The sequence below is a fragment of the Aquabacterium sp. genome (assembly GCF_041915145.1).
Classification (GTDB): domain Bacteria; phylum Pseudomonadota; class Gammaproteobacteria; order Burkholderiales; family Burkholderiaceae_C; genus Aquabacterium.
In genome coordinates this window covers 13,644-29,788 of the sequence record NZ_JAYSBZ010000040.1, presented here as the reverse complement: position 1 = coordinate 29,788, position 16,145 = coordinate 13,644, and the positions used below count along the sequence as shown (strand labels likewise).

Below are 16,145 nucleotides of genomic sequence, written 5' to 3'. Positions count from 1 at the left end.
GAAGACAGCGAGAAGGTCGCCGCCGCGCGCTGGACCAACGTGCTCGACTTCGTCGACTGGGTCGCCAAGCGCTGCGGCGGCGAGATCGACACCACCGGCGGCATGACCACCGAGACCGAGCGCAAGAGCCTGATCGACGTGGCGCAGACCATCTCGCTCATCACCAGCCTAGCCGAGCGCGGCGGCGAAACCAATGTGGTGACGCTGTCCACCCTGCACGCCTCCAAGGGGCTGGAGTGGCCGCACGTGGTGCTGGTCGGCGTCAACGAGGGCCTGCTGCCCTTCAGAAGCGAAGACGACGAGATGACACCCGAGCGGCTCGAAGAAGAGCGCCGCCTGATGTACGTGGGCATCACCCGCGCCCGGCTGACGCTGGCCGTGAGCACCCTGCGCCGGCGCAAGAAGGGCCGCGAACTGGTGCAGGGCATCCCGAGCCGCTTCATCGGCGAGATGAAGCTGGGCGAAGGCGGGCCGAAGGAAGACCCGCGCGAGAAGTTGCGTCGGCTGCGCGAGGAGTTCGCGGCGAAGGCGAAGGCCGACAGCGGCAGCGCCTGATCAGCGCCGGTCGCCGTCAGCGCGAGTCATCACGCATACGGGTCGGCAAACCCCAGCGCCGCCAGCACCTCGCGCTCGCGGGCTTCCATGGCCTCGGCTTCGTCGGCCTCGATGTGGTCCCACCCTTGGGCATGCAGGGTGCCGTGCACCAACAGGTGCGCGTAGTGGGCTTCGAGCGTCTTGCCCTCGGCCTGGGCTTCGGCCTCAACCACCGGTGCGCAGATCACCAGGTCGGCCATCACGACTGGCTCGGTGGCGTAGTCGAAGGTGAGCACGTTGGTGGCGTAGTCCTTGGCGCGAAAGTCGCGGTTGAGCGTCTGGCCTTCTTCGGCTCCGACGACGCGCACCGCGATCTCGGCGTCGGACTCCAGCGCGGCGCGCACCCAGCGGGCCACCTTGTGGCGCGGCAGGTGCTCGCGATGGGTCTTGTCGGCGAATTGCAGGCTGAGCGACAAGGCGGGGCGGGCGGGCTTCATGCGGACTCCTGGCGGCGTTTGGACTTGGGGGCGGGTGTCGTGTCGGCCGGCGGCGCCACGGCGGCGGCCGTCTCGGCTTCATACGCGTCAACGATGCGCGCCACCAGCGGATGCCGCACCACGTCGCCCGAATGGAAGCGCGTGAAGGCGATGCCGCGCACGCGGCGCAGGATGCGCTCGGCGTCGATCAGGCCGCTCTTGCTGCCGCGCGGCAGGTCGATCTGGCTCACATCGCCGGTGATGACGGCGCGCGAGCCGAAGCCGATGCGCGTCAAGAACATCTTCATCTGCTCGGGCGTGGTGTTCTGCGCCTCGTCGAGGATGACGAAGGCGTGGTTGAGCGTGCGCCCGCGCATGAAGGCCAGCGGCGCGATCTCGATGAGGTTCTTCTCGAACGCCTTGGTGACGCGGTCGAAGCCCATCAGGTCGTAGAGCGCGTCGTAGAGCGGGCGCAGATACGGGTCGACCTTCTGCGTCAGGTCGCCTGGCAGAAAGCCGAGCCGCTCGCCGGCCTCGACCGCCGGACGCGTGAGGATGATGCGCTGCACGCTGCTGCGCTCCAGCGCGTCCACCGCGCAGGCCACGGCCAGGAAGGTCTTGCCCGTGCCGGCCGGGCCGATGCCGAAGGTGATGTCGTGCCCGAGGATCTGCTGCAGGTACTGCACCTGGTTGGGCGTGCGGCCCTGCAGGTCGGCCCGGCGCGTGTGCAGCACCGGCGCGTCGCTGCCTTCGACCTGGGGGGCGGCCACCGCCGCCCGCCCGCCGACCTTGGCCCCGGCCGCGCGCGAGGCCTCGAACACCGCCAGTTGCACGGCCTCGGCGCCCAGCGGCCGGCCGGCGATGGCGTAGAGCGATTCGAGCACGCTCATGGCGCGCTGCGTCGACTCGCGCGTGCCCTCGACCCGAAAGGCCTCGCCGCGCCTCGACACGCGCACGTTCAGGCCGACCTCGATGGTGCGCAGGTGCTCGTCGAGCGCCCCGCAAAGATGGGCCAGGCGGTCGTTGTCGAGCGGGGTGAAGCTGTGGCGCAGGATCATGGCGGCAGACCGGCGAGAAGAAGAAAACCGCCGCGCGATGAGCAGCGCAGCGGGCGAAGCCGAGATTGTCGCTTGCCGGCCTGGCGCGGCATCGTCGGCAAATTGGGCCGGTTTTCCTCCGCTTCAATACCCTACCCGGCGGCGTGGATTGCGTGCACACTTTCCAGTTCGCCCCCGGTTTCAATGGGCCGCGACTCGACAGGAGGCCGCGCCGCACCGCCACAATCCTCGTCCATGCCGCCAATCCCGTCATCCGCCCCGGCCTCGACCTTCGGCCCCAGTTCGTCCTTCCACATCGAACGCCCGGTCTACACGCCCCACCCCGATCTGCTGGTCACGCCAACCGAAGACAGCGTCGGCTGGCGCAGCACCATCGGCATGGGCGTCGCGTTCGGCATGCTGTGCATCGCGGCACTGCTCGTCATGCTGATCTCGCGCGGACTGCAACCCGACGACATCGCCGGCAGCGTGCTGCTGCGCCAGGCCTGGGCCGTGCCGAGCAGCAGCAGCCACTTCCCGACCGGCACGCCGGGCACCGAGCTGACCCTGCCCGACGACTGGGCCGACAGCCGCCCAAGCTACCAGGGAGCGGTGTGGTACCGCGTGCGCTTCGACCACCCCGCCGCGCACGAAGCCGAGCCGCTGCTGGCGGCCTACATCGAGCGCGCCTGCACCAACCTCGAAGTGCACCTCAACGGCCAGCTGCTGTTTCGCGGCGGGCGCATGACCGAGCCCGTGACGCGCAACTGCTACCAGCCCCAACTCGTCACGCTGCCCACCTTCTTGCTGCGCGCCAGCGGCAACGAGCTCGACATCAAGGTGATCGGCTCGCCGCTGGCCCGCGTGACGGCCCGGCAACGCGCCGGCGGGCTGTCGGCCGTGCGAATCGGCCCGCTCGGCACCATGCAGACCTTGTACAACCGGCATCTGTTCTGGTCGATCACCAACGCGCAGATCACCGGGGGCACCATCCTCATCCTGGGCTTCTTCGCCCTCGTGCTGGCCCGCGTGCGCCGGCTCGGCTACCTGATGCACTTCGGGCTGATGTCGGTGGGCTGGGCCCTGCTCACCTCGCGCCTGTGGCTGCGCGACATCCCGCTGCCCGACGCCTCGGTCGAGGTGCTGTGGAGCGTGGCCTTCGCACCGATGATCGCCTTTGGCGTCAAGTTCCTGCTCGGTTACGCGGGCCAGGGCTTGCGCGGCGACGCCGATGCCGGGGTGGGCCGGCTGATCACCATCGGCCTGTGGCTGCAGACCATCCTGATGCCGATCTCGTTCCTGGTGGGTGGCATCGACATGCTGTTCCCCATCGCCCGCGTCTGGGGCGCCTTGTTCACGCTCGAGATCTTCATCGCGCAGGTCTACTTCCTGTGGCACGCCGGGCGCACCCGCAAGCCGGAGTTCTGGATGATCTGCGTGATCCTCGGCCTGGCCGCCATCGGCACGCTCGCCGAACTGGTGTTCCAGAACGGCTGGGCCAAGCCCGAGTGGGGCTGGCAGATCACGCACTTCGTGATGCCGCTGATGTTCTGCGTGGTCACCGTGCGGCTCATCAAGGTCTACGCCAAGGCCATGCAGACCGCCGAAGGCGCGCGCAACCAGCTCGAGCACCGCATCGAGGAAATCACCTCCGACATCGAGCGCAACTTCACGCAACTCGCCGAGTTGCGCGTCGAGCAGATCGCCGAGAAAGAGCGCAAGCGCATCGCCGCCGACCTGCACGACGACCTCGGCGCCAAACTGCTGACCATCGTCCACACGTCCGACAACGACCGCATCTCGACGCTGGCCCGCGAAGCACTCGAAGAAATGCGCCTGTCGGTGCGCGGCCTCACCGGCAAGCCGGTGCAGCTGGCCGACGCGCTGGCCGACTGGCGCAGCGAGATCGTCTCGCGCCTGGGCCAGGCCGGCATCGACGTCGACTGGGTCAGCACGGTCGACATCTTCCAGCCCTGCCCGCTGTCGGCGCGCATCTACGTGCAGACCACCCGGATCCTGCGCGAGGCTGTGAGCAACATCATCAAGCACAGCGGCGCCACCAACTGCGTGATCACCTGCGACGTCGAAGGCAACGACTTCCAGGTCGTCGTGCAGGACAACGGCAAGGGCATCCCGATGGAGCTCGACGGCAAGCTCGATCGCGGCCACGGCATGGCCAGCATGAAGGGCCGCGCCAAGCAGCTCAACGGCCAGTGTCTGGTTGAATCCGGACCCGGCTACGGCACCACGATCCGCCTGACCTTGCCGATCGACGCCACGCCGTTGCCGGTGAACGTCCCCCCCGCCACGCAGCCCATGGGGCTGATACCATGAACTTTCACTAAGTAATCACAGGACAAGGGATCCCGACCATGAAGCAAATCCTGCTGCTCGAAGACCTGCCCGAGATCCGCGCTTGGCTGAAAACGCTGGCCCTGCAAGTCTTCCCCCAAGCCCGCATCAGCGAAGCCGCCCGCGTGCACGATGCGCTCGAACTCGTCAGCGCGCTGCGCTTCGACGTGGCCCTGGTCGACCTCGGCCTGCCCGACGGTTCGGGGGTCTCGGTGGTCGAGCGCCTGCGCGAAACCCAGCCCGACGCACAGTCGGTGGTGGTCACCATCCACGACGACGACGAGCACCTCTTCCCCGCGCTGCAAGCCGGCGCCTTCGGCTACCTGCTGAAAGAGCAGTCGCGTGAGCAGCTGTCCGAGCAACTGCAGCGCATCGCGCAAGGCGAGCCGCCACTGTCGCCGTCAATCGCGCGCCGCGTCATTCAATACTTCACCGCGCAGGCCAAGGCCAAGCCGGCCGAGGCCGCGCCGCTGATGCCGATGGTGCAGCTCACCGAGCGCGAGAACGACGTGCTGCTGCGCGTGGCCAAGGGCTTCACGCTGCCCGAGATCGGCGTGCAGCTCAACCTGTCGCGCCACACCATTGCCGACTACGTCAAGCAGATCTACCGCAAGCTCAACGTGTCGTCGCGCGCCGAGGCCGCGCTTGAAGCACAACGACTGGGGCTGTTCCGCAAATGATGGATCGCGCATGATCGGTCGCCTCACCGGCACGCTGGCTGAAAAATCCCCGCCCCTGGTGCTGCTCGACGTGGGCGGCGTCGGCTACGAAGTCCACGTGCCGATGAGCACGTTCTACAACCTGCCCGAGCTGGGCGGCCGCGCCACGCTGCTCACGCAATTGGTGGTGCGCGAAGACGCCCACACGCTGTTCGGCTTTCTCACCGCCGCCGAGCGCGCCTCGTTTCGCGAGCTGGTCAAGATCAGCGGCGTGGGGCCGCGCACGGCGCTGTCCATCCTGAGCGGGCTGAACGCCAACGAGCTGGCGGCGGCCATCGGTGCGCAAGACGCCTCGCGCCTCGTCAAGATCCCTGGCATCGGCAAGAAGACCGCCGAGCGCCTGCTGCTCGAACTCAAGGGCAAGCTCGCCCCCGACCTCGGCCCCGCCACGGTGAGCGCCGGCTCGCCCGCGCAGAACGACATCCTGCAAGCCTTGGTGGCGCTGGGCTACAGCGACCGCGAAGCCGCCGCCGCGCTCAAGAAATTGCCCGCCGACGTGAGCGTGAGCGAGGGCATCAAGCTGGCGCTCAAGGCCCTCACGCCCTGAAGCAGCGGGTCGCGTCAGGGCGCGACGTAGTGGCCCGACTTGCCGCCGAGTTTTTCGAGCACGCGCACGTCGCCGATCACCATGCCCTTGTCGGCGGCCTTGCACATGTCGTAGATGGTCAGCAGGCCCACCTGCACGGCGGTCAGCGCTTCCATCTCGACGCCGGTGCGGCCCAGGGTTTCGACCTGCGCCTCGCAGCGCACGGCCGCCTCGGTGGTCGCCGTGGCCGGCTCGATGACGAATTCCACCGCCACCCGCGTGATGGGCAAGGGGTGGCACAGCGGGATCAGATCCGCCGTGCGCTTGGCCCCCTGGATGGCGGCGATGCGTGCCACGCCGAGCACGTCGCCCTTCTTGGCCTGGCCCGACTCGATCAGCGCCAGCGTGGCCGGCAGCATGCGGATGCGGCCGGCGGCGCGCGCCACGCGGTGCGTCTCGGCCTTGGCGGCCACGTCCACCATGTGCGCCTGCCCCTGCGCATCGAAATGCGTGAGCGGCGAGCCGGCCGGGCCGGCGGCGGGCGAGGCTGGCAGGGCGGACACTGACGACAGGCTTGCGGGATCGAGCACGGTGCTTTGCCTCGGGTTAACAAACAGAAGGCATGATAGCCAGTGATGCGATCCACCCGCCCCTCCCATCCGCCGGCCCCCGCGCGCCGTTGGCGCGCCCAGGTTTGTCTGATTGCCGCGCTGAGCGGCCTGCCTGCGCCGTGGTTGGCGACCCCGGCAGCCGCGCAGAGCGCATTGCCCGCGCTGGGCGAATCGGCCTCGGGTGACTTCTCGCCCGCCGCCGAACGCAACCTCGGCGACAGCATCATGCGCGAGATTCGCCGCGACCCCGACTATCTCGATGACCCGGTGCTGCTCGAACAGGTACGCACCATCTGGACTCGGCTGGCCAACGCCGCCCGTCAACGCGGCGAGATCACGCCCGAGATGGACGCCGCGTTCTCGTGGGAGCCCTTTCTGGTGCGCGACCGCACGGTCAACGCCTTCGCCTTGCCCGGCGGCTTCATCGGCATCAACCTCGGCCTGATCGCCATGACCACCAGTGACGACGAACTGGCGTCGGTGCTGGGCCACGAGATGTCGCACGTCACGCAGCGCCACATCGTGCGCTCGATCGGCCAGCAGCAGCGGCTGTCGATGGTCGCCATCGCATCGCTGATCCTGGGCGTGCTGGCCGCGAGCCGGGCGCCGCAGGCGGCCGAGGCGCTGATCGTCGGTGGGCAAGCCACCTCGGTGCAAGGCCAACTCAACTTCTCGCGCGACATGGAGCGCGAAGCCGACCGCGTGGGCTACGGCGTGATGACCACCGCGGGCTACTCGCCGGCCGGCATGTCGAGCATGTTCGAGAAGCTCGAACAGGCCACCCACCTGAACGACGACGGCAGCTACCCCTACCTGCGCACCCACCCGCTGACCGCCGAGCGCATCGGCGAAGCCAAGGCGCGCATGGGCGTCAAGGCGTTGAGCATCCCGGTCGACCCCGTCCACGTGCTGCTGCGTCAGCGCGCCCGCGTGCTGATGGACACGCGCGCCGCCGCGCTGCATCCGATCCTGGCCGACGCGAGCGTGGCCCACACCGAACTGACGCCGCTCGACCAGTTGGCTCGCGCCTACGCCGCCGTGCTGGCCGCCGTGGCCTTGCACGACCCCAAGCAGGCCGCCGCCCTGCTCGACCTCCTGCGCAGCCGCGCCCAAGCCCTCGCGCCGGCGCTGCGCGAACAGGTGCAGCGCGAATTGCTGCTGCTGCAAGCCGAGGTATCGCTGGCCGCGCTGGACCGCCGTGGCGCAGACGCCGCGCTGGCCCCCTTGGCCGCCGATGCGTCGCGCCCCGTCATGCTGCTGCGCGCGCGCCGCGACCTGCTGCCCGACACCACAACCGCCGACTGCAAGTTCGCCGCGGCGGCCTTGCAGACTCAAGTGGCTCGCGAGCCGGGCGACGCCACGTCGTGGCAGCTGCTCGCGCTGGCCTGGCGGCGACTCGATCAACCGCTGCGCGCGGTGCGTGCCGAGGCCGAAGCCAGTGCCGCGCTGGGCGACCTGCCCGGCGCCATCGACCGGCTGCGCAGCGCGCAAAAGCAGATCCGCGCCAGCAGCCGCGTCGATTTCGTCGAAGCCTCGGTGATCGACTCGCGGCTGCGCGCGTTTGAGCGCGACCTGCGCCGCCAGCGCGAGGAAAACAACGGCGCGCAACTACGGTAGGTCGCGGCTGAAGATGCGCTCGAGCGCCATGTCGATCACCACCGCCCACAGGCTGTAGAGCAGCGACCCGAGCAGCGCGGCGCCGAAGCCGTCCACCTCGAACCCCTTGAGGATGCTGCCGGCCATCTCGAACAGCAGCGCGTTGATCACGAACACGAACAGCCCGAGCGTGAGCACCGTGACCGGCAGCGTCAGGATGATGAGCAAGGGCCGAAGCACCGCATTGAGCAGCCCCAGCACGAAAGCCGCCACCATGGCCGCGCCGAAACTGCGCACCGCCACGCCCGGACACCACCGCGCCACCATCAACAGCGCCGCCGCCAGCAGCACCCATCGCAAGATCAGCTTCATGCCCGCAGCATACAGACAGCGCCGCGCGGCTGCCCTCGACGCGCGCCAACGAGCGGCAGCATTGCGCGAATCAGGGGTGCCGGCCGTCCTTTGGGGGAATGACAAGCGCGACATCACAGCGCACCATAGGCGTCGCAATGGTGCGGAGATCTTCATGAGTCACTCATGAGTTCTACGCTTGAGAGCGCCTTCGGGCGCTCTTTTTTTGCCCGGACATGAAGCTGTCACCCTGTTGGGGGGTGACAGCCTGCAGCTCACGCGCTAATCTCTCGTCCGAGAGACGGAGATTTCATGAGTTACTCATGACTTCGACGATTGAGAGCACCTCCGGGTGCTCTTTTTTTTGCCTCGTTCGCTCGAAGGGCGCTGAGCCGAGCGCCACGCCCGGCACACCGACGACCTTGCGGAACGCCGCCAAAGGCTCCACGGGGTGACGCAGCGTCGCGACAATTCGCTGGCAGCCAGCGTTTTCTCTAGTGAATTCGCTTGCAAACCGCTTCTCATCGTTGCAGGCACACAGTACCATTTCGCGTGCAGCCTCATAGAGGAACGAAAGCCCACGAGGTTTTCGCCCGGGGTCTGAACGGTTCCCGAAATCAACCAAGCATTAGTCGGAGAATTTAAATGGCAACTGCGAAGAAGGTTGCTGCCAAAAAGGCAGTAGCAAAGAAAGCCCCTGCGGCTAAGAAAGCGGCCCCGGCCAAGAAGGTTGCAGCGAAGAAAGCTGCTCCGGCCAAGAAGGTCGCCGCGAAGAAGGCGGCTCCTGCCAAGAAGGCAGCGCCCGCCAAGAAGCGCACTCCCAACGCGGCCTTCCTGAAGCCGCTGACTCCGAGCGCCGCGCTGGCCGCCATCATCGGCGCCTCCCCGCTGCCCCGCACGGAAGTGACCAAGAAGGTCTGGGAATACATCAAGAAGAACAAGCTGCAGGACGCCGTCAACAAGCGCCTGATCAAGGCTGACGAGAAGCTCAAGGACGTGCTGAAGAAGGCTCAGGTCGACATGTTCGAGCTGACCAAGATCATCTCCGGCCACCTGAAGTGATCGTCTGAGATCTCGCTTTCAAACCCGGCCCCGGCCGGGTTTTTTCTTGCTCGCTCGCGTCGGGCCCGTCAAGCTTTCAACCAGCGATGCAGTTGGGTCAGCACGACCGCCACGTCGATGGGCTTGGTCCAGTAATCGTCGAAACCGGTCTGCCGCGCCTCGGCGATCTGCTCGGGCATCGCGTCGGCCGACAGCGCGATGCAGGGCGCGCACGGGCGGCCTCCTTCGCTGCGCGCCATGATGGCCTGCAGCAGACGATGCCCGTCAGTGTCAGGCAAGTGCATGTCGATCAGCATGAGATCGGGCCGCAAGGTTCGCAGCGCCTCCAGCGCGCTGGCGCCGTCGGACGCGACATGCAACCGCCACTGCGGCTCGCTGCGGAACAGCTCTTCCATCAGCATGACGTTCAAGGGCTGATCTTCGACATACAGCACGTGGCGCTCGGCAGTCGGACCGTCTTGCGTGTTCGGGATGTTCATGGTGGGATGACAAGTTGGATCAGCGCTTTCGGGCTCTCGAACTGGCAGCCTGGTTACCGGGGCAGGACGAACGGATTGTGCGCCAGCCGCGCGCGCCTCACGGTTGCGAGGTGATCTGCTCGTCGAGGCAGCGCAGCAGGGCCATCACGTCGAGCGGCTTGGTCAGGTAGGCCGCGAAGCCGCGAGCCTTGGCGCGGTGCACGGTGTCGGGCATGGCATCGGCCGACAGCGCCACGCGCGGGATGCTTGCGGTGGCGGCGTCGCGCTCGAGGGCCTCGGCCACCTCGAAGCCGCTCATGTCGCCCAGATGCATGTCGAGCAGCAGCAGGTCGGGCCGATGGCGGCGCGCCAGCTCGACGGCCTCGGCGCCGCTGTAGGCGACCAGCAGGCGGCACGCGGGGCGCAGGGCCATGACCTGGCGGATCAGCGCGACGTTGACCTCGTTGTCCTCGGCGTACAGCACGGTGTAGGCGCCGTCTTCGCCCTGCAAGGTGCCGGAGATGGTGAGCGGCTCCTCGGCTTGCGCGGGCGGCGCCGCGGGCGGACTGGCCTGCGGCAGCCAGACGACGAAGCGCGAGCCCACGCCGAGCTCGCTGCTGACCTCGATGTGCCCGCCCATCAGCTCGATGAGACGCCGCACGATCACCAGCCCGATGCCCGTGCCCTCGACGCCGGTGCTCTCGGCGCCGAGACGGTTGAAGGGCTCGAACAGATGGGTGCACTGCTCGGGGGTCAGGCCGCGGCCGGTGTCGCTGACTTCGACGGCGACCTGCCCCGCCTCGCGCCAGCAGCGCGTCATCACGCGGCCGCCGGGGCGGTTGTACTTGACGGCGTTGCTGAGCAGGTTGACGAGGATCTGCCGCAAGCGCAGTCGATCGGCCTGCACGTGCAAGACCTGGCTCAAGCAGCCGGGCTCGATCTCGATGCCGGCTTCGCGCGCGGCCACGGCCACGAGTTGCATGGCCTCGTCGAGCGAGGCCTCGACCAGCACCGGCTCGAGCGACAGCGGCAGGCTGCCGGAGTCGATGCGCGAGAGATCGAGCACGTCGCCGATGACGGCCAGCAGATGGGCGCCGGCACGCTCGATCAGGGCGATCTTGCCGCGCTGCGCCGCGCTCAGCGGCTGCTGACTGTCCATGCGCAGCAGCTGCGCGAAGCCGATCACGGCGTTGAGCGGCGTGCGCAGCTCATGGCTCATGCGCGACAGGAATTCGCTCTTGGCGCGGTTGGCTTCGTCGGCGGCCACCGCGGCCACCTTGGCCGCCTGGAACTGCTTGTGCTCGGTGACGTCAGCCGTGTGGCCGTACCAGACGACGCTGCCGTCGGCCTCGACCTCGGGCAGCACCCGCCCGCCATACCAGCGCAGCCCCTTGCCGGGCAGGATCACGCGGTATTCAAAATCGACCGGCTCCAGTGTCTGCCCCGGCGCGGGTGCCTGGGCCAGACGCCGGACATAGGCGAGGTCGTCTGGGTGGACGCGAGTGTGGTGCGCGTAGAAGTCGCGCGCCATCACCTCGGGGTCGAGCTCGAACATGTCGAGCGCGCGATCGCTGATGTAGAGAAACTCGGCCCGGCCATCGGGCAGGAAGCCGATCTTGTGGATGATGCCGGGCACGAACTTGCCCATGCTGCTGAGCAGCGTCTCGCGCTGGCGCAGCGCCTCGATGGCGCGCTGGCGCTCGGTGACGTCCTCGACGACCGCGATGAAGTGCTGAGGCACCCCCGCGCCATCGCGCACCAGGGCGATCGACACCGATCCCCACACGCACTCGCCGTCGCCACGCAGGTAGCGTTTTTCGAGGTGATAGGTGGCGACCCGCCCGCCGATCAGGTCGTCCATGGCCCGCAGGTTGACCGGCAGGTCTTCGGCGTAGGTGACGTCTTGAAAGTGCAGGCGCCGCAGCTGCTCGACCGAGTACCCCAGGAACTGGCTCAGCCGCTGGTTGACGTCGAGAAACACGCCGTCCAGCCCCACCAGCGCCATGCCCGCCGCCGACAGGTCGAAACTGGTGCGCCAACGCGCGGCTTCAGCGCGAGCCACCTCGAGCTCGGCCCGCAGACCGGCCAGCTCGGCGGCAACTTCTGGAGAGGGCGTCAGGTCGGGCAAATCAGGCACGGCAGCAATCGCAACGAGGCGGGCTTCGGGTTCAGTCTGTTGACTGTGTCACAGCCGCCCCCCTACCGACTCAGGGTCTGCCCGCAAGCCGCGAGCGCGCCGTGCCAACTATGTGGGGCGATCACGCCGCGCGTTCGGCCACGTCGGCGCCCAGCAGCGGGGCCAAGTAGCGGCCGGTGTAGCTGTCGGGGCAGGCGGCGATGACCTCGGGCGAGCCGGTCACCACCACCGCGCCGCCGCCGGCACCGCCCTCGGGCCCCATGTCGATGAGCCAGTCGGCCGTCTTGATGACGTCGAGGTTGTGCTCGATCACGACGATGGTGTTGCCCGCGTCGCGCAACTGGTGCAGCACGCGCAGCAGCAGTTCGATGTCGTGAAAGTGGAGGCCGGTGGTGGGCTCGTCGAGGATGTAGAGCGTGCGGCCGGTGTCGCGCTTGCTGAGCTCCAACGCCAGCTTCACGCGCTGCGCCTCGCCGCCCGACAGCGTGGTCGCGCTCTGGCCGAGGCGGATGTAGCCGAGACCCACGTCGAGCAGGGTCTGCAGCTTGCGGGCGATGCTGGGCACGGCGCTGAAGAAGGCGTGCGACTCTTCGACCGTCATGTCGAGCACCTGCGCGATGTTGGCGCCCTTGTAGAGCACTTCGAGCGTCTCGCGGTTGTAGCGCTTGCCGAAGCACACGTCGCACGGCACGTAGACGTCCGGCAAGAAGTGCATCTCCACCTTGATGACGCCATCGCCCTGGCAGGCCTCGCAGCGGCCACCGGCCACGTTGAAGCTGAAGCGCCCGGCGCCGTAGCCACGCTCGCGCGCCGTCGGCACCTCGGCGAACAGCTCGCGAATCGGCGTGAACAGGCCCGTGTAGGTAGCCGGATTCGAGCGCGGCGTGCGGCCGATGGGGCTTTGATCGACGTTGATGACCTTGTCGAAATGCTCCAGCCCCTCGATCTCGTCGACCGGGGCGGGATCCTGGTGGCTTTGATAGAGCTTGCGCGACACGGCCGCGTAGAGCGTGTCGTTGACCAGCGTGGACTTGCCCGAGCCCGACACGCCGGTGACGCAAGTGAACAAGCCCACCGGTACATCGACCGTCACGCCCTTGAGGTTGTTGCCGCGCGCGTTGACGAGCTTGAGGCGCGGCGTGTCGGCGGTGAACGGCGTGCGCTGCCGGGGCACGGCGATGCGCAGCTTGCGGCCGAGGTATTGGCCGGTCAGCGATTCATCGTTCGCGGTGACTTCGTCGCAGGTGCCTTGCGCCATCACGCGGCCGCCGTGCACGCCGGCGCCGGGGCCCATGTCGATGACGTGGTCGGCGGCGCGGATCATGTCTTCGTCGTGCTCGACCACCAGCACGCTGTTGCCCAGGTCGCGCAGGTGCTGCAGCGTGCCGATGAGGCGGTCGTTGTCGCGCTGATGCAGGCCGATGCTGGGCTCGTCGAGCACGTACATCACGCCGGTCAGGCCCGAGCCGATCTGGCTGGCCAGGCGGATGCGCTGGGCCTCGCCGCCCGAGAGCGTGTCGGCGCTGCGATCCAGGCTCAGGTAGTTGAGGCCGACGTCGTTGAGGAACTTCAGGCGCGAGCCGATTTCGCGCACGACCTTGTCGGCGATCTCGGCCTTCGCGCCCTTGAGCTGCAGCCCGTTGAAATATTCGAAGGCCTCGCGCAGCGTGACGTGGGCAATCTCGTAGATGGGGCGCTGCTCGCCGGTAACGGCATCGACCAGCTTGACGAAGCGCGCCTCGCGCCGCAGCCGCGTGCCGTGGCAGTCGGGGCAGGGCTTGGCGGCCTGGTAGCGAGCGAGTTCTTCGCGCACGGTGGCCGAGTCGGTCTCGCGGTAGCGGCGCGCGAAGTTGGGGATGATCCCCTCGAACGGATGCGAGCGCTTGACGCTGCGCTTCTTGCCGTTGGCCGCGTCGGCCTGGTAGGTGAAGCTGATGTCTTCCTCGCCCGAGCCATACAGCAGCACGTGCTGGGCCGATTCGGGCAGCTCTTCAAACGGCGCCTCGACATCGAAGCCGTAATGCGTGGCCACGCTTTCGATCAGCGAGAAGGTGTAGGGGTTGCGGCGGTCCCAACCCTTCACCGCGCCGCTGGCCAAGCTCAGGCTCGGGAAGGCCACCACGCGCGTCGGGTCGAACACGGTGGTCTGGCCCAGGCCATCGCAGCTCGGGCAGGCGCCCACCGGCGAGTTGAACGAGAACAGCCGCGGCTCCAGCTCGCCCAGCGAGTAGCTGCAGACCGGGCAGGCGAACTTGCTCGAAAAGAGATGCTCGTGGCCCGAGTCCATTTCGAGCGCCAGGGCGCGGCCATCGGCCAGGCGCAACGCGGCCTCGAAGCTCTCGGCCAGGCGCTGGCGCAAGCCGGCCGACGGTGCCTGCGGCAAGGCGGACTCGGCCACCTCGACCGACGCGCCGGCCACGTCTTCATGCTTGATCTTGATGCGATCGACCACCACGTCGATGTCGTGCTTCTCGACCTTCTTGAGCTTGGGCACGTCGGCCGCGTCGTAGACCACGCCGTCGATGCGAAAGCGCACGTAGCCCTGGGCCTGCATGTCGGCGAACAGCTCGACGTGCTCGCCCTTGCGGTCGCGCAACACGGGCGCGAGGATCATCAGCTTGGTGTCTTCGGGCAGGGCCAGCACGGCATCAACCATCTGGCTCACGCTCTGCGCCTGCAGCGGCAGGGCGTGGTCGGGGCAGAACGGCGTGCCGGCGCGGGCGTAGAGCAGGCGCAGGTAGTCGTGGATCTCGGTGACGGTGCCGACCGTCGAGCGCGGGTTGTGGCTGGTGGCCTTCTGCTCGATCGAGATGGCCGGGGCGAGGCCCTCGATCACGTCGACATCGGGCTTGTCCATCAACTGCAAGAACTGCCGCGCGTAAGCCGACAGGCTCTCGACGTAGCGGCGCTGGCCCTCGGCGTAGAGCGTGTCGAACGCCAGCGAGCTCTTGCCCGACCCCGACAGGCCCGTGATCACCACCAGCTGGTGGCGCGGGATGTCGAGGTCGATGTTCTTGAGGTTGTGGGTGCGCGCCCCACGCACGCGGATCTGGCCGGACGGGGCGGCGGCAAACGGGACAGCGGCAGGCTGGGCAGGCGCGGTGGGCTCAACAGACTTGGAACGGCTCATGACAGGCGGGCTCGGGGCAACCCGCCATCATAGGCTGCCGCCCTGATCGGCGCTGGGAGGGGGGATGGGTCAGGCGGCGTCGGGCTCGGCGCGGTACTGGCTGGGCGAGCGGCCCGTCCAGCGCTTGAACGCGTTGGTGAACGCACGGCGGTCGGAGTAGCCGAGCTTGAGCGCGATGGCCTCGATGTCGAGCTTGCCTTCGGCCAGCCAGCGCCGCGCCAGACGCTCGCGCACGCCGGCCTGGATGTCGGCGTAGACGCGGTTCTCGTCTTTCAGGCGCCGCTGCAGGGTACGCATGTGCAGACCCAGCTCGGTGGCCACGGTGTCCACCCCGCCGGCCATGAGCTCGGGACGCTGCACGAGCAGCAGGTCGATCTGCTCGTGCAAGGTGGCGGGCGGCCCGCCAGCGGCGGCTTGGCGACCCACGTTGACGCGCTGCTCGACGAGCGCCTCGGCCTGCCGGTTCAGCTCGGGGAAGGCACCCCGCAAGCGCCAGTCGAGCGCCTGGCGGTCGAACACCAGCGAGGTTTCGGGCTGATCGAAGTGATTGACCGCGCCGAAGAGACGCTCGTATTCGGCCGCGTAGGCCGGGCGCTGGTGGCGCCAGTTGACGCGGCGCAGCGGCGCGTTGCTGCCGATCAGGCGCCGGCCGATGTTGCGCAGGCCCAGCAGCGTGGCCTCGACGACGTAGCTCACGGGCGGCTCGACGGTGAGCAGATCGATCTCGAAGTCGAGCACCACGCGGGCCTCGTCGCCCTGCTCCTTGAGCGCGATACGCATCAGCGGGTTGATCAGCGCGCTGGCCCAGCCGGCGGCGCGCAGGGCCTCGCGCGGCGTGGTGGCGGTGGTGAGAAAGGTCTCGAGCTCGGGCATGAACTCGAACGCGAAGCTCTCGCCGAGCACGAAGGGGTAGTGCGACGAGTGGGGCGCGGCCTGGGCGCGCTCGGCGGCCTGGGTGCAGACCACCAGCAGTTCGAGCAGCGTGAGCGGCGGCACGCGCGTGCTGTCGAGACGGGACAGGTCGGCCTCGATGCCCAGCCCCTGCAAGATGGGTTGCAGACTGAAGCCGCACACCGCGGCGGCCTTGACCCAGCTCGTCAGCGTCAGCAGCGGGATCAGGTCGTGGGTCAGCGTCGAACTCATCGCGCCAATGTAC

The 16,145-nt window shown here is 68.3% G+C and carries 15 protein-coding genes; 6 read left to right on the top strand and 9 right to left on the bottom strand.

The annotated features are described in order from the left end of the window. On the top strand, positions 1-555 hold a 555-nt coding region (locus tag ACE3SS_RS09205), incomplete at its 5' end, for a 3'-5' exonuclease (RefSeq protein ID WP_374593153.1). A gap of 29 nt (positions 556-584) precedes the next feature. Here the strand turns inward: ACE3SS_RS09205 and ybeY are convergent. Together ybeY and ACE3SS_RS09195 are read right to left on the bottom strand one after the other, a co-directional pair. Further along, positions 585-1,031, bottom strand: a complete 447-nt coding sequence (gene ybeY / locus ACE3SS_RS09200; RefSeq protein ID WP_374593151.1) for an rRNA maturation RNase YbeY — start codon at positions 1,029-1,031, stop codon at positions 585-587. Further along, the gene (locus ACE3SS_RS09195) at positions 1,028-2,068 is read right to left on the bottom strand and encodes a PhoH family protein (protein ID WP_374593149.1); all 1,041 of its coding nucleotides are present in this window, start codon (positions 2,066-2,068) and stop codon (positions 1,028-1,030) included. The genes ybeY and ACE3SS_RS09195 overlap by 4 nt, the downstream gene beginning before the upstream one ends. A gap of 234 nt (positions 2,069-2,302) precedes the next feature. On the opposite strand from ACE3SS_RS09195, the gene ACE3SS_RS09190 reads away from it, so the two are divergent. From ACE3SS_RS09190 to ruvA, 3 genes are read left to right on the top strand one after another with little or no spacing between them, the layout of a single operon-like run. After that, the gene (locus ACE3SS_RS09190) at positions 2,303-4,381 is read left to right on the top strand and encodes a sensor histidine kinase (protein ID WP_374593147.1); all 2,079 of its coding nucleotides are present in this window, start codon (positions 2,303-2,305) and stop codon (positions 4,379-4,381) included. A gap of 38 nt (positions 4,382-4,419) precedes the next feature. Then, complete coding sequence (locus ACE3SS_RS09185) at positions 4,420-5,079, top strand: response regulator (RefSeq protein ID WP_374593145.1); 660 nt, start codon at positions 4,420-4,422, stop codon at positions 5,077-5,079. A gap of 10 nt (positions 5,080-5,089) precedes the next feature. Then, positions 5,090-5,665 carry a Holliday junction branch migration protein RuvA gene (ruvA, locus tag ACE3SS_RS09180; protein WP_374593143.1) on the top strand — a complete coding sequence of 192 codons (576 nt, stop codon included), beginning with the start codon at positions 5,090-5,092 and terminating at the stop codon, positions 5,663-5,665. Between the two features lie 14 nt (positions 5,666-5,679). Here ruvA and moaC read toward each other — a convergent pair whose 3' ends face one another. Further along, positions 5,680-6,198, bottom strand: coding sequence for a cyclic pyranopterin monophosphate synthase MoaC (gene moaC / locus ACE3SS_RS09175; protein WP_374593155.1), 519 nt, complete (start codon positions 6,196-6,198; stop codon positions 5,680-5,682). An 81-nt stretch (positions 6,199-6,279) separates the two neighbouring features. Between moaC and ACE3SS_RS09170 the strand changes: the two genes are divergently transcribed. Next, on the top strand, positions 6,280-7,872 hold the full coding sequence (locus ACE3SS_RS09170) for a M48 family metalloprotease (RefSeq protein WP_374593141.1): 1,593 nt from the start codon (positions 6,280-6,282) through the stop codon (positions 7,870-7,872). Here ACE3SS_RS09170 and ACE3SS_RS09165 read toward each other — a convergent pair. Continuing rightward, on the bottom strand, positions 7,864-8,223 hold the full coding sequence (locus ACE3SS_RS09165) for a phage holin family protein (RefSeq protein WP_374593139.1): 360 nt from the start codon (positions 8,221-8,223) through the stop codon (positions 7,864-7,866). The genes ACE3SS_RS09170 and ACE3SS_RS09165 overlap by 9 nt on opposite strands. Positions 8,224-8,512: 289 nt before the next feature. After that, a complete protein-coding gene (locus ACE3SS_RS09160; RefSeq protein WP_374593137.1) occupies positions 8,513-8,749 on the bottom strand; it encodes a hypothetical protein in 237 nt (78 codons plus the stop codon). A gap of 98 nt (positions 8,750-8,847) precedes the next feature. Here ACE3SS_RS09160 and ACE3SS_RS09155 point away from each other — a divergent pair, with 98 nt between their 5' ends. Beyond that, entirely contained in the window at positions 8,848-9,264 is a 417-nt protein-coding gene (locus tag ACE3SS_RS09155) for an SWIB/MDM2 domain-containing protein (protein ID WP_374593135.1), read from the top strand. Between the two features lie 68 nt (positions 9,265-9,332). On the opposite strand, the gene ACE3SS_RS09150 is transcribed toward ACE3SS_RS09155, so the two are convergent. From ACE3SS_RS09150 to ACE3SS_RS09135, 4 genes are all read right to left on the bottom strand, one after another. Next, entirely contained in the window at positions 9,333-9,743 is a 411-nt protein-coding gene (locus ACE3SS_RS09150; protein WP_374593133.1) for a response regulator, read from the bottom strand. A gap of 97 nt (positions 9,744-9,840) precedes the next feature. Beyond that, entirely contained in the window at positions 9,841-11,859 is a 2,019-nt protein-coding gene (locus ACE3SS_RS09145; protein WP_374593131.1) for an ATP-binding protein, read from the bottom strand. A 121-nt stretch (positions 11,860-11,980) separates the two neighbouring features. After that, positions 11,981-14,989, bottom strand: a complete 3,009-nt coding sequence (gene uvrA / locus ACE3SS_RS09140; RefSeq protein ID WP_374593129.1) for an excinuclease ABC subunit UvrA — start codon at positions 14,987-14,989, stop codon at positions 11,981-11,983. A gap of 69 nt (positions 14,990-15,058) precedes the next feature. Continuing rightward, on the bottom strand, positions 15,059-16,132 hold the full coding sequence (locus tag ACE3SS_RS09135; RefSeq protein ID WP_374593127.1) for a helix-turn-helix domain-containing protein: 1,074 nt from the start codon (positions 16,130-16,132) through the stop codon (positions 15,059-15,061). Positions 16,133-16,145: the final 13 nt, after the last annotated feature.